Raw genomic sequence first — 13,638 nt, forward strand, 5'->3', positions numbered from 1 at the left:
TATGTATAAAAATAACATTTGATACATAATCAACCGATTATTTTTGATTGATTTATTATTGACAATATAATTAATTGTATGATAAATTCAATCAGCATTCTTAATGGTTTTTTTGTACCATTAATATTTTGAAAATTCAATATGTCATAAGGAGATTGATTTTTCTGTTTTTTTAGGTGGGTTACTAAGTCTATAGGGGAAGTGAACTATGTATATTTTTATTTTTAAAATAGAACAGTAATAAAGAATGTAACAAGTAAGAGATAAACTTGAAAAAGAGGTTTCAAAGAATGAGTCTTTTCATAAAGAAAGCAATGGATGAAGAAAAGAAAAAAGTATTGAATCAAACTTTAGGAGCGATTGATCTAACTCTTTTAGGAATTGGAGCAATTATTGGTACAGGTATTTTCGTATTAACTGGTATTGTAGCAGCGAAACATGCTGGTCCAGCGATTGTATTATCTTTTGTATTAGCGGCAATTATATGTGCATGTGTAGCTTTCTGTTATGCTGAATTTGCATCTACAGTTCCAGTTTCGGGAAGTGTATATTCATATACATATATGACACTAGGTGAGATTTTTGCATTTATAGTTGGCTGGTGTGTTATGCTGGAGTATTTATTAGCGACTTCTGCGGTTGCAGCAGGCTGGTCAGCATATTTTCAGTCATTGCTACTAGGTTTTAATATTCACATTCCTACGATTTTTGCTTCGGCACCAGGAATGGGGAAGGGTGGAATCATTGATTTACCAGCAGTTCTTATTATTTTAGTTGTTACATTTTTATTAAGCCGTGGTGCAAAAGAAAGTGCACGAATAAATAATATAATGGTTATTATTAAACTGGCTGTTATTGTAGGATTTATTGTTGTAGGGACACAATATGTAAGACCAGAGAATTGGCAACCATTTCTACCGTTTGGTTTTCACGGTGTGGTAGGAGGCGCTGCTACTGTATTTTTTGCTTTTTTAGGATTTGATGCAGTTGCAACAGCCGCAGAAGAAGTGAAGCGTCCACAACGTAACGTGCCAATTGGGCTACTTGTTTCCTTGTTCATTTGTACGGTTCTATATGTAGGTGTTTCATTCGTGTTAACTGGAATGGTTCCGTTTACGGAATTAAATGTTGCTGATCCGGTTGCATATGCGTTGCGCACTGTAGGAGAAGATAGAATTGCTGGGTTGTTATCGGTCGGAGCGATAGCAGGGCTAACAACAGTTCTGTTAGTAGCTATGTTTGCATTTGTTCGTGTATCTTACTCGATGAGTCGAGATGGATTGTTACCAAAAAGACTTTCAAGTGTTCATAAACGTTTACAAACTCCATTTTTTAATACATGGGTTACAGGTATACTAGCAGCTTTATTAGCGGGATTAGTGGATTTGAATTTATTAGCTAATTTAGTGAATATGGGAACGATAACAGCGTTTGTGTTTGTATCTATAGCTGTCATTGTATTAAGAAAGACACATCCTAATATGAAGAGGCCATTCCGTGCTCCTCTAGTACCTTTTTTACCTATCGTTTCGATAGTAAGTTGTATATATTTAGCTTTGAACCTTTCTAAGCTTACTTTAATTAGTTTTGTTGCATGGATTATAGTAGGTGTTTTCATATATTTTGTATATGCTAAAAAACATAGTAATGTTAGAAATAGAAATAAAGTATAGTCCATTGAAATAATACTTGTAATGGAAATGAAAACACGCTACTTATTCATATAAGAACAAGTAGCGTGTTTTTTCTATTTAATAATCCCATTTTCTAAAATTTTAATAGTTGGTGCCACTTTCACATTAGCTTTTGAAAAGGCACTCGGCCAATCATCTTCAACTTGTTTCCATTCTTTATATTGAAACGCTCTCGCATAATCACCAAATCCGAATGGATCAAGTTGCTGTTTTTGAATGTTGTGGATTAAATCGTTCAAATCTTTGTTTAGTTGTTTTGTAATAAGAGAAGTTAATTTCTTTCTATCTTTGTCTATATCCATATTGAATGTAAGTTCAGAGACAGCAATTTTTAAATCCATTTTAACATGAAATTTGAAGTGGTTATCGCTATAATCTGTATGGATATCACGATTCATGCTAAGAACATTTATTGTTACGAAATCGCCGCCATCGGTATCTTTTAAATCACTATTACTTTCAACTGAAGTAGAAGGGATTTTCAATGTAAGCGAAACCGGTGTATTCGCTTTCTTTTGTAACAAAAGAAGAAGGGCGCTTTCATAACGATTTAATGACATTTTATAAATTCCGCGAGAAGTTAATAGCGCGGAACCAGTAACGATAACATCCTTTTTACCTTTTTTTATTTCTGAAATAGCAGGTGTTATACCTTTATTAAACGTTTGCCTGTGAAATTCATGGAATGTCGTAAAAACGGTCCGATTGTACAGTTTGTTCGTATTAATTAAATCTGTTAAATACTCGGGAAGGGCAGGCTTATCTTTAAAGTTATTATATATAACTGAAGAAATTGGACCGTCTACTGCAACCATGCGCATGTTTCCAGTGTTTTTAGGATCACGATACCAAACATCAAGGTAAGGCATAGCCCCTTCTTGTTTTAAAAAATTTGTGCTAAATAAAATGAGCTGTAACTTTTCTGTAGATACTAAACCGCCACTTGAGCTATTAAACGTTGCTTTTGCTTCTCGAGGTGTACGTACTTTCGCTTCATGTGTTTCGTACTTTTTTTCTACGTCTTCATTAAAAATAGGATTCACGTGGTACACAATTAATTTTCCTTTTGCTTTTGCGTCAAAGCCGTAAATTAATGAAATCGATTGTTTTTCTAAGTCGAGTCGATCTCCACAGCCTGTTAAAAAGGTTATGAGAAAGTAAAGTATAGTGAAATGAATAAAGCGCCTCATTTAAACTCTTCTCCTTTTCCAATGCTGATAAAGTGTCATGTATAAGAGAAATACGACTGGGAATAGAAAAACGATAAAATAACTAGCAGTTCCCCAAAATTCCCGCAACGCACTTATCTGATAAGAAGAAGGGATATAAAAGAATAAGATGAAAATACACCCGAATAATAAAACATAAATAGGTAATGAACTGCCTTTTTTGTTAAGAAATTGATTAATTCCATCTGAAGCAGTGAAAATATAAGGAATACAGGAATCAAAAATAATAAAGAGATAAAATGACAAAAAGATAATTTCAAATCGCTCAAGAAATGAGAAGTGAAACGGTGTAACAAGAGAAAGAGTCGGCCATAAAAACTTTGTTATACCATCTGGACTAAAATAAACAAAAGAGACAAAGGTGACTTGAAGATAAATAAATAGCGTAATCAAATTCGCAAGAACAATTCCTTTTTTTGCAGATGATTTATTACTGAGATAAGGATAAAGGACAAATGCAAACTCAAATCCGAGAAACGCAATGATAGTTGATTTTACTGTGTTTAAAACTGGTATCCAGCCTTCTTTAAGAAGAGGAAGAAGATAAATCCAATGCCCATCTTTAAGCGGAATAAACAATAGAAAAGGCATCCATAGTGTGAAAAATACAGTGAAAACAGCATAGCGACTTATAATAAGAACGCCTTTACATGCTAGCATTAACATTGGAATAGATAGTAAAATCATAATTAAAAACATTGGAGTTCTAGGTAAAATCCAAATGTGAATAACGTATAAGAGGGAAAAAATTAAGGAAATAGCTGCAAGGACAGCATATAAAATCCAAAAAATCATTCCTACTCTTCCTAGCCACTTCCCAAGATAACGAGTTAGCACATCGAGTAAAGTATATCCAGGATGATTTTCCATAATTTTCACAATACATAAACTGACTAAAGTAGTGAGAGCACATCCAATAATAATAGACATCCAGCCATCTGTATTTGCCCCTTGTGCAACTTCACGCGGAAGTGTAAGGACACCGAATCCTACTTGAACACCACTAATCGTTAAAATGTATTGAAATAAACTAATCTCCCTCTTTGCACGTTTTGTCACTTATTATCCTCCTTTTCCTCAACATCTCTTTGCCGGTTATCTTGTTTTAATTGTAGAGATAGTGGCCGTTTCTTCATAATTTTCCATGGGAAACGTACAAGGGTATCTTTTAAATCCGAAGCAAATAACGGAGAAAAAGGACTACCATAAGGAACACCGAGAGATTCCATAGAAAGTATATGAATAATAATGATCGCCATCCCAACCATAATTCCAATGACGCCAAATAAAGAGGCGGCTATCATCATTGGGAATCGAAGAAGCCGAATTCCTGCTGACATTTCTAAGTTAGGAATAATGAAGGAGGCAACCGCAGTAATTGATACGACGATAACCATAACGTTACTAACAATCCCAGCTTGAACGGCAGCTTGTCCAATTACAATTCCTCCTACGACGCCGATTGTTTGCCCAACAGGTCCAGGAAGCCGAATCGCTGCTTCTCGGAGCATTTCGAGAACTAATTCCATTAATAAAGCTTCTAATATGGGAGGAAAAGGAATTTTGGCTCGAGATTCTCCAATCGTTAACAACAATTTGAGCGGAATCACTTCATAATGGAAGGAAATCATAGCAATATAAAGAGCAGGAGCAAATATTGCAATAAATAGCCCAGTGAAACGAAGGAGTCGTATAAAAGATGGAATCATAGGTCTGAAGCTGTAATCATCTATCGTCTGAAAAAAGGATGAAAAGGTCATAGGTCCTATTAATACGCCTGGTGAGCGATCTACAACAACGGCAATTCGCCCATCAAGAATATGATGTGCTGTTGTGTCGGGGCGTTCAGTTATTGATAATTGCGGAAAGAGAGTAAATGAATTATCTTCAACAAACCCCTCTAATTCACCAGTAGTAAGAATCGCATCAACTTTTACTGACTCGATACGGGATGCCATTTCTTTTACGACATTTTCGTTCGCAACATCTGCTAGATAAAGCAAAAAAACCTTTGAAGTAGCTCGTTCACCAACAGTGAATTCCTTCACTTTCAGTTCGCGATTTGGAATATATCGACGAATAAGTGCAAGGCTGTCGCTCGCTACTTCATTAAATCCTTCGTGTGAGCTTTTTATGGAGCTCTCTGTTGTAGGTTCTTCAATACTCCTTTTTGGTGCCGCTTGTGTATCGAGCTCTAAAGCGGATAGTTGTCCGTTTATAAATAAAATACTTTTGCCGTGTAAAAGAGATTGTTCAATGTCTGTCCACTGTTGAACTTTTTTAATATTTCCGATAGAAACAGAGGCTTTCCAAAAATCGTCTTCATTCCACTCTTTAAATAAGAGAGGACGAAGAATGTTTACGTTAATAACAGTTTTGTCTACAAGTCCTTCCATATATATGAGTGCAGCTTCCTGTCCGTTTTTTAATGGAAAAGTGCGTGTTATTAATTCTGGAATACCGCTAAACAGTTTGGACAAGTGCTTTAAATTAAGGGAAAGGGAAGAAGAGATAGATTTATTTAATGCGTAATCAGCTTGCTCTTGGGTAGAAAGAGATTTTTCACCACGAATCCATTTATTAAAAGACCCCATTTGTTCGCTTACTCCTTGTTATGTTTTATCCCGATTGGTGAGGGCTGATAATCAGTGGGGGATGAAGAAAACCCCCCACTGATTAAAGTTTCACTTTATATGGGTTATTATGGATAGTTACAAGCTGACATATGCGTAGTTTAAATTTTATATTGTATATTTTTAACTTTAACGCTATAATTATAGTGTTAAAGATGGAATCGTGATATGACCTGTTATGACTCTATCGTTTTATTTATGAATAAATGGATTGGTATTTTAGCAAGATGTGCTAATAAACTACTCCACCATGATAATAACGTGCCGAAATGTGGTGCGTATATTTTCGTGGTGGAGTTTTTTTATTCTCAAAAAGGGGGAAAGACCATGAATAACAACATGGTTCATATTACAATTGACGGAAAAAAGTATACAGCGGAGCCCGGTTCAACGATATTGGGTGTTATTAATGAGAACGGGATTGAACATCCGCAAATTTGTTACGTGCCAGAAGTAGATCCTATTCAAACATGTGACACTTGTATTGTAGAAGTTGACGGAAAGTTAATGCGTTCTTGTTCGACGATAGCAACGGAAGGTATGAACATTGAACGTGCTTCTGTTCGCGCAAAAGAAGCACAAACAGAGGCGATGGATCGGTTACTAGAAAATCATTTATTATACTGTACAGTATGTGACAACAACAATGGGAACTGTAAACTGCATAATACAGCAGAATTAATGGAAATTGAACATCAAAAATATCCGTATGAACCGAAAGTAGATGTAAGTGAAGTTGATATGACGCATCCGTTTTATCGCTATGATCCTAATCAATGTATTGCATGCGGTCAATGCGTTGAGGTGTGTCAAAACTTACAAGTAAATGAAACGTTATCGATAGACTGGGAAGCGGAACGCCCACGAGTTATTTGGGATGAAGGAGTAAATATTAATGATTCTTCATGCGTTAGCTGTGGTCAATGTGTAACGATTTGTCCTTGTAACGCTTTAATGGAGAAAACGATGCTCGGTGAAGCTGGATTTATGACGGGATTAAAACCAGATATTCTTGAACCGATGGTAGATTTAATTAAAGAAGTTGAGCCTGGATATAGCGGTATTTTTGCGGTATCAGAAGTGGAAGCGGCCATGCGTGATACTCGTACGAAGAAAACGAAAACAGTATGTACATTTTGTGGTGTAGGTTGTTCGTTTGAAGTGTGGACGAAGGGGCGTAAAATTCTTAAAGTACAGCCATCTTCAGATGCACCAGTTAACGCAATTTCCACTTGTGTAAAAGGGAAATTTGGTTGGGATTTCGTAAATTCTAAAGAACGAATAACAAAACCTTTAATTCGTAAAAATGGAACGTTTGTTGAATCTACATGGGAAGAAGCACTGAATGTAGTTGCAAATAAATTAGGCGCTATTAAAGAAGAGTACGGTAAAGGTTCTATCGGATTTATTTCTTCCTCTAAAATTACAAATGAAGACAATTATGTAATTCAAAAATTAGCTCGACAAGTATTTGGAACGAATAATATTGATAACTGCTCACGTTATTGCCAATCACCAGCAACGGATGGTTTGTTCCGTACAATTGGTATGGGCGGTGATGCCGGAACGATTAAAGATATTGCGCAATCTGGTCTTGTTATTATTGTAGGATGTAATCCGACAGAAGGTCATCCTGTTCTAGCTACACGTATTAAACGTGCACATAAATTACACGGACAAAAGTTAATTGTAGCTGATCTTCGTAAAACCGAAATGGCAGAGCGATCAGATGTCTTTATTAGTCCAAAACAAGGAACAGATCAAGTTTGGTTAATGGCTGTTACGAAATATATGATTGATCAAGGTTGGCATGATCAGGAATTCATTAATGAGAATGTAAACTTCTTTGAAGATTTCAAAGAAAGCCTAGAGGAATATACACTTGAATATGCAGAAGAAGTAACAGGCATTTCAAAAGAAACGCTTATTCAAATGGCTGGAATGATTCGTGATGCAGATGGTACATGTATCCTTTGGGGTATGGGGGTAACGCAAAATACAGGTGGTTCTGATACTTCCGCTGCAATTTCAAACTTACTTCTTGCAACAGGGAACTACCGTCGTCCAGGAGCAGGCGCATACCCACTTCGAGGCCACAATAACGTACAAGGTGCTTGTGATATGGGTACTTTACCAGGATGGCTTCCAGGATATCAGCACGTTACTAACGAAATGGAACGTGCGAAATTTGAAACTGCTTACGGAGTGAAAATTGATAGTGAACCAGGTCTTAATAATATCGAAATGCTTCACGCAATTGACGAAGGAAAAATGAAAGCAATGTATCTTGTCGGAGAAGATATGGCTCTTGTAGATTCTAATGCAAATCATGTACATGAAGTGTTATCGAGCCTTGATTTCTTCGTTGTGCAAGATGTTTTCCTTTCTAAAACTGCTCAATATGCAGATGTTGTATTACCAGCAGCGCCATCTCTTGAGAAAGAAGGTACTTTCACAAATACAGAGCGCCGTGTCCAAAGATTATATCAAGTTCTTCCTACGCTAGGAGATGCGAAACCAGACTGGTGGATCGTCCAGGAAGTTGCGAATAAACTAGGTGCAAACTGGAATTATAGCCACCCAAGTGAAATCTTTGCTGAGATGGCAAGTTTATCACCATTGTTCTCGCAAGCGAACTATGAAGTGCTTGAAGGATGGAACAGTTTCCATTGGGGAAGTTTTGATGGAACGAATACACCACTTCTGTTCCAAGACGGATTTAACTTCCCAGATAAAAAGGCTCGTTTTGCGATTGCTGACTGGGTACGTCCAGTTGAATTTCCAGCTGAGTTTGACCTTCACATTAACAACGGTCGTATGCTTGAGCATTTCCATGAAGGGAATATGACAAATAAATCAACAGGTATTCAAACGAAAGTACCTGGTGTTTTCGTTGAAATCTCTCCAGACCTTGCAAAAGAACGTGGCGTAAAAACAGGTTCGTTAGTTCGTCTTGTCTCTCCTTTTGGAGCATTAAAATTACGTGCACTCGTTACAGATCGTGTAAAAGCGAATGAGTTATATTTACCGATGAACTCTACAGATAACGAAACGGCAATTAATTTCTTAACAGGTCCTGCTGTGGATGTACGTACGAATACACCTGCGTATAAACAAACAAAAGTACGTATGGAAGTATTAGAAGTTGATGGCGAAAATCCGATGCCAAAAGCGAACCCACGCAATAAAAAACGTCACCCTCAAGCTGGAATTGAGGTACATCGTAAGTGGGCACGTCCAGGGTATGTGCATTTAACGGATAAGTAGGAGGAGAAAACTATGGCTGCACCTATAAAAATGATTCAAAAACAAGAATTAACTGAGGAAGAAATAAAACAGCAAAAGTTAGATGATTTAAAAGAGCTTCTAACTAATAATGAAGAAGCTCTAAATCAGATGTTTAATATAGTAGGGGAATTAAATGACATTGGAATGCTAGAAGCTGCAAATTCAATGCTAAAAGCGAAAGAACCAATTGCGAAAATTGTTCTAGGTCAAGTAACTCGTGAGCCTGTTACAAATTTAATTAATAATATGATGGGCGCTGCAGGTGCGTTAACTGAACTTGACCCAGAACTTACGAAAAAGCTTATAGGTAGTTTATTAGTCGGGCTAGAAGAAGGTAATGAACATCTAGAAAGTAATAAAAAAGTAGGGGTATTCGATCTTATGAAAGTATTGAAAGACCCAGATATTAACCGTGCTATCGGGTTTGGGCTTCATTTCTTAAAAGGTATGGGGAAAGGGTTAAAAGACGAATAAACTTCATGAAGTGAACCTTTCCGCCCAAATATTTGTAGGAAATAGTTTGGGCGGAAGGCTCATTTTGGTAAAATATATAATAGAGTAAAATGAGGCTTTTGGGAGGTATAATTGTATGTCAAAAAAAGTACATGAATTTAATGATATGATACGAAAACTTCGAAAGGAACTTTTCGGAAAAGGACCAGAACGAATTCATACTGTTTTTGCGGAAAATATGGCTATAGCGACTCTTTATGGAAACTTAACACCTACTGAAAAATTTATTTCAAGTACGATGGACGGTGCGGAAATGGTTCATATGGCTAGAACGAAAATGATTCAAGAAGTGTATGCTGCGAATTCCCGTGAACATTTGGAGGAACTTGTTGGAGCGAAATTAGTGAATTTGTTTTCAGATATGAAAGTAGAAGAAGATATTGCAGTTTCTGTATTTGTTTTTGATAAAAATATAACGTGAGAGAAGGATACTGATCGTGAAACCGATACAGGTAGAAAGAGAAATCTTTCGTTATGAACAAGGAGCATTTATACATATAGAGGACAGCATTGTAACAGAGTTTCCTGTCACCATTAAAATGAACGGACAGGAGTTTGTTACAATGGTTAGTACTCCAGAATATATAGAAGATATGGTAATAGGCTTCTTGGCGTCTGAAGGAATCATTCGGAAGTATGAAGACATTGATAGTGTATGGGTGCAGGAGAAAGAAGGATTTGTGCATATAACAACGACAAAAGTAAATCCGTATTATGAACAAATGCAAAATAAACGCTATATTACGTCTTGTTGTGGTATGAGTAGGCAAGGGTTTGTTTTTGCAAATGATGCACTAAGTGCAAAAAAAATGAAGGGTGTCCATGTACAGGTTGCTGCCGATGATTGTTTTCGGTTAATGAAAGAAATGCAGCAATCTGCGGATACGTTTCATCGTACTGGTGGGGTTCATAATGCAGCTTTATGTGATGTTAATGGTATTATTTTAAGCCGAATGGATATTGGTAGGCATAATGCACTAGACAAAATTTACGGTTATTGTTTAAGAAACGATATTTCTATAAAAGATAAAATCATTGTTTTTAGTGGTCGTATTTCTTCGGAAATATTATTGAAAGTTGCAAAAATCGGTTGTGAAATTATACTATCAAAATCAGCTCCAACTGAGTTAGCTTTGCAACTAGCGGAAGATTTAGGTATTACGACAATAGGATTTATTCGTAATCACTCCTTAAATGTATATACCCATCCAGAACGTGTTTTAAATATAAAATAAAAGTGAGGCAATGAAGATGAAATCAGTTACATTAGACAAGTTGCAACGTCCGTTAAAGGATTTACGTATTTCAGTTACTGATCGCTGTAATTTTCGCTGCCGATATTGTATGCCAGAAGAAATATTTGGTCCTGATTACTCGTTTTTGTCTAATGATAAAATTTTATCTTTTGATGAAATTGAAAGGATAACACGTATTTTCGTTTCTTTAGGTGTGAGAAAATTACGGATTACAGGCGGAGAACCGTTACTTCGAAGAGGGCTTCCAAAGCTTATTGAGCGCCTTAATAAAATTGATGGTGTAGAAGATATCGGTTTAACAACCAATGGATCGTTACTTAAAAAGTTTGCTCCTGATTTATATAAGGCGGGACTATCACGTGTAACAGTTAGCTTAGATTCCTTAGAAGAAGAGCGGTTTTTCTATTTAAATGGTAATAGGAGCAAAGTGCAAAGGGTTCTGGAAGGAATACAGGCTGCAGCTGAAGTTGGAATGAAAATTAAAATAAACATGGTCGTTCAAAAGGGAAAAAACGAACAGGACATTTTGCAGATGGCGCAATATTTTAAGGAAAATAAGCATATTCTTCGTTTTATTGAGTATATGGATGTTGGAAATTATAATGGTTGGGATTTAAAAGAGGTCGTCTCTAAACAAGAAATAGTAGATACGATTCATCAAGTTATGCCGTTAGAACGGATAGAAGCAAATTATTCTGGTGAAGTGGCTACTAGGTATCGTTATATAGGAAGCGATGAGGAAATAGGTATTATTTCATCAGTAACAGATTCTTTTTGCTCATCATGTACGAGAGCTCGTATTTCTGCAGAAGGAAAATTATATACTTGCTTATTTGCTTCTAAAGGAAATGATTTAAGAGAATTGCTTCGTTCTGAACATACAGATGAGGACATTACAGATGTAGTACGCGATATATGGAATAATAGGGAAGATCGTTATTCAGATGAACGCTTAAATCATACAAATAAGAAAACAATACCTAAAATTGAAATGTCACATATCGGTGGTTAATATATATAGCTAGCGTCATAGTGAAAAATGGAAAATTTACAAGAGTTGTGGATTTTCTATTTTATAGTAAAAGTGATGATTGATATCTCTGTAAAAGATGTGCAGAGAAATTAAGCAGCATTCAAAAACCTTTATTTTGAGGAGGTTTTTTGAAGCTGCTTTTTTATTTGGAGAAAATGGAGGAATGGGTAATGGCATTTCATAAGCCGGAACAAATTGCTGAGCTTGTCATTGAGGCCGGTGTTCAAAAAGTAAGACAGACATTGCCAGCGATGCTTATTCTCGGTTTTTTAGGAGGAGCGTTTATTGCGATAGGTTTTTTACTTAACATTCGAGTTTTAGGGAATTTACCTGAGCGCTGGGGAAGTCTAGTGAATGTTTTAGGAGGAGCAGTATTTCCTGTTGGACTCATGCTCGTAGTATTAGCAGGAGGAGAATTAATTACGGGAAATATGATGTCACTGTCTATGGCGCTTTATGCAAAGAAAATTACATTGATAAGTGTACTGAATAACTGGGTTTGGATTACTCTCATGAACTTTATTGGGGCAATTTTCGTTGCGTATTGCTTTGGACATCTTGGCGGATTAACAGAGGGAGAGTATTTAAATAAAACGGTAGCGATAGCGGAAGGGAAGTTACATGAATCATTTGGGAGAACTTTGATTTTAGCAATTGGTTGTAATTGGCTCGTTTGTCTTGCTCTTTGGCTCGCTTACGGGACGAGTGATTTTGTCGGGAAAATCATCGGAATTTGGATTCCAATTATGGCATTTGTAGTGATTGGATTTCAGCAAGTAGTAGCAAATATGTTTGTCATTTCCGCTGTTATTTTTGCTGGTCATCTAACGTGGATGGATCTGGCTAAAAATTTTGTTCCTGTTTTTATCGGAAATGTAATTGGAGGAGCTGGGTTTGTTGGTTTTGCTTACTTTGCTTGTTATCAGAAACAACATTCTAATATGAAATAGAGTTCTTGAGAGGAAGGGTATGTAATGGCTGATCGGTATTCACGACAACAGTTGTTCAAACCAATTGGGAGTAAAGGACAAGAAAAAATTCGAAATAAACATGTGTTAATTGTAGGGGCAGGCGCATTAGGAAGTGCAAGTGCCGAAAGTTTCGTACGTGCAGGTGTTGGTAAGTTGACGATTATCGATCGTGACTACGTTGAATGGAGTAATTTACAAAGGCAACAATTGTACTCTGAACAAGATGCGAGAGAGAAAATGCCGAAAGCAATTGCTGCAAAAAATCGGCTAGAACAAATTAATTCGGAAGTACAAATACATGCTTTCGTAATGGATGCAACTTCAGAAAATATGGAAGGTCTATTAAAAAATGTAGATGTAATCATTGATGCAACAGATAATTTTGATATTCGATTTGTAATAAATGATTTATCACAAAAACATAATATTCCGTGGGTATATGGTTCTTGCGTTGGATCATATGGTATGAGTTATATAATTATTCCGCAAGAGACACCGTGTTTACATTGTATGCTGAAAAATATCCCTGTTACAGGTGTGACGTGTGATACTGCTGGGATTATTAGCCCGACTGTTCAAATCGTCGCAGCATATCAAGTGGCAGAAGCGCTCAAAATTTTAGTGGAAGATTTCTCAGCAATTAGAAAAACATTTTTCATGTTTGATATATGGAGTAATCAAAATCATTTTATAAAATTAGGGAAAATAAAAACAGACGCTTGTCTCTCATGCGGTTTGAATCGAACTTATCCTTATTTATCATACGAAAATCAAACGAAAGCAGCTGTTTTATGCGGAAGAAATACAGTTCAAATTAGAACAGTAGACAATAGGAAATACAATTTTGATGATATAGAAAAAGTATTAAAAAAACTGGGAAAAGTAGATCGGAATCCGTATTTACTATCTTGCCAATTCGATGATTACCGCATCGTTTTTTTTCGGGATGGTCGTGTTTTTATTCATGGTACAAATGATATTTCGAAAGCGAAACAACTATATTATCGCGTATTCGGTTAAT

General features: G+C 36.2%; 11 protein-coding genes. 8 read left to right on the top strand and 3 right to left on the bottom strand.

What is annotated here, in order from left to right:
* Positions 1-290: 290 nt before the first annotated feature.
* Positions 291-1,673: an APC family permease gene (locus ACTFRM_RS07765; RefSeq protein WP_000051656.1), complete on the top strand. Its 1,383-nt coding sequence runs from the start codon at positions 291-293 to the stop codon at positions 1,671-1,673.
* Positions 1,674-1,747: 74 nt separating this feature from the next.
* Here ACTFRM_RS07765 and gerSC read toward each other — a convergent pair whose 3' ends face one another.
* Genes gerSC through ACTFRM_RS07780 form a run of 3 tightly spaced genes read right to left on the bottom strand, consistent with a single transcriptional unit; the run spans position 1,748 to position 5,517 of the window.
* On the bottom strand, positions 1,748-2,884 hold the full coding sequence (gerSC, locus tag ACTFRM_RS07770; RefSeq protein ID WP_001252213.1) for a spore germination protein GerSC: 1,137 nt from the start codon (positions 2,882-2,884) through the stop codon (positions 1,748-1,750).
* Positions 2,885-3,982 (bottom strand): endospore germination permease, encoded by a 1,098-nt coding sequence (locus tag ACTFRM_RS07775; protein ID WP_071739326.1) that lies wholly within the window; start codon positions 3,980-3,982, stop codon positions 2,885-2,887.
* Entirely contained in the window at positions 3,979-5,517 is a 1,539-nt protein-coding gene (locus tag ACTFRM_RS07780; protein ID WP_000534526.1) for a spore germination protein, read from the bottom strand. Before ACTFRM_RS07780 ends, ACTFRM_RS07775 begins: the two co-directional genes overlap by 4 nt.
* 366 nt (positions 5,518-5,883) lie before the next feature.
* Here ACTFRM_RS07780 and fdhF point away from each other — a divergent pair, with 366 nt between their 5' ends.
* The 7 genes from fdhF to ACTFRM_RS07815 all read left to right on the top strand — a co-directional run bounded on the left by fdhF (position 5,884) and on the right by ACTFRM_RS07815 (position 13,637).
* Entirely contained in the window at positions 5,884-8,823 is a 2,940-nt protein-coding gene (gene fdhF, locus ACTFRM_RS07785; protein WP_440043163.1) for a formate dehydrogenase subunit alpha, read from the top strand.
* 12 nt (positions 8,824-8,835) lie between these two features.
* Complete coding sequence (locus ACTFRM_RS07790) at positions 8,836-9,318, top strand: DUF1641 domain-containing protein (RefSeq protein ID WP_000729897.1); 483 nt, start codon at positions 8,836-8,838, stop codon at positions 9,316-9,318.
* Between the two features lie 115 nt (positions 9,319-9,433).
* Positions 9,434-9,778 carry a DUF2294 domain-containing protein gene (locus tag ACTFRM_RS07795; RefSeq protein WP_000039582.1) on the top strand — a complete coding sequence of 115 codons (345 nt, stop codon included), beginning with the start codon at positions 9,434-9,436 and terminating at the stop codon, positions 9,776-9,778.
* Between the two features lie 16 nt (positions 9,779-9,794).
* Positions 9,795-10,592: a formate dehydrogenase accessory sulfurtransferase FdhD gene (gene fdhD, locus ACTFRM_RS07800; protein WP_440043164.1), complete on the top strand. Its 798-nt coding sequence runs from the start codon at positions 9,795-9,797 to the stop codon at positions 10,590-10,592.
* 16 nt (positions 10,593-10,608) lie between these two features.
* Positions 10,609-11,625 carry a GTP 3',8-cyclase MoaA gene (gene moaA, locus ACTFRM_RS07805; RefSeq protein ID WP_000844124.1) on the top strand — a complete coding sequence of 339 codons (1,017 nt, stop codon included), beginning with the start codon at positions 10,609-10,611 and terminating at the stop codon, positions 11,623-11,625.
* A gap of 191 nt (positions 11,626-11,816) precedes the next feature.
* On the top strand, positions 11,817-12,596 hold the full coding sequence (locus ACTFRM_RS07810) for a formate/nitrite transporter family protein (RefSeq protein ID WP_000863998.1): 780 nt from the start codon (positions 11,817-11,819) through the stop codon (positions 12,594-12,596).
* A gap of 24 nt (positions 12,597-12,620) precedes the next feature.
* Positions 12,621-13,637 (top strand): molybdopterin-synthase adenylyltransferase MoeB, encoded by a 1,017-nt coding sequence (locus ACTFRM_RS07815; RefSeq protein WP_000785259.1) that lies wholly within the window; start codon positions 12,621-12,623, stop codon positions 13,635-13,637.
* Position 13,638 lies beyond the last annotated feature (1 nt).

It is taken from the genome of Bacillus cereus group sp. MYBK227-1 (genome assembly GCF_051916325.1).
GTDB lineage: Bacteria > Bacillota > Bacilli > Bacillales > Bacillaceae_G > Bacillus_A > Bacillus_A cereus.

Coding starts and splice junctions, on each gene's coding strand:
- ACTFRM_RS07790 (WP_000729897.1), top strand. CDS start 8,836: ATGGCTGCACCTATAAAAATGATTCAAAAACAAGAATTAACTGAGGAA.
- fdhF (WP_440043163.1), top strand. CDS start 5,884: ATGAATAACAACATGGTTCATATTACAATTGACGGAAAAAAGTATACA.
- moaA (WP_000844124.1), top strand. CDS start 10,609: ATGAAATCAGTTACATTAGACAAGTTGCAACGTCCGTTAAAGGATTTA.
- ACTFRM_RS07815 (WP_000785259.1), top strand. CDS start 12,621: ATGGCTGATCGGTATTCACGACAACAGTTGTTCAAACCAATTGGGAGT.
- ACTFRM_RS07795 (WP_000039582.1), top strand. CDS start 9,434: ATGTCAAAAAAAGTACATGAATTTAATGATATGATACGAAAACTTCGA.
- ACTFRM_RS07780 (WP_000534526.1), bottom strand. CDS start 5,517: ATGGGGTCTTTTAATAAATGGATTCGTGGTGAAAAATCTCTTTCTACC.
- ACTFRM_RS07810 (WP_000863998.1), top strand. CDS start 11,817: ATGGCATTTCATAAGCCGGAACAAATTGCTGAGCTTGTCATTGAGGCC.
- ACTFRM_RS07765 (WP_000051656.1), top strand. CDS start 291: ATGAGTCTTTTCATAAAGAAAGCAATGGATGAAGAAAAGAAAAAAGTA.
- gerSC (WP_001252213.1), bottom strand. CDS start 2,884: ATGAGGCGCTTTATTCATTTCACTATACTTTACTTTCTCATAACCTTT.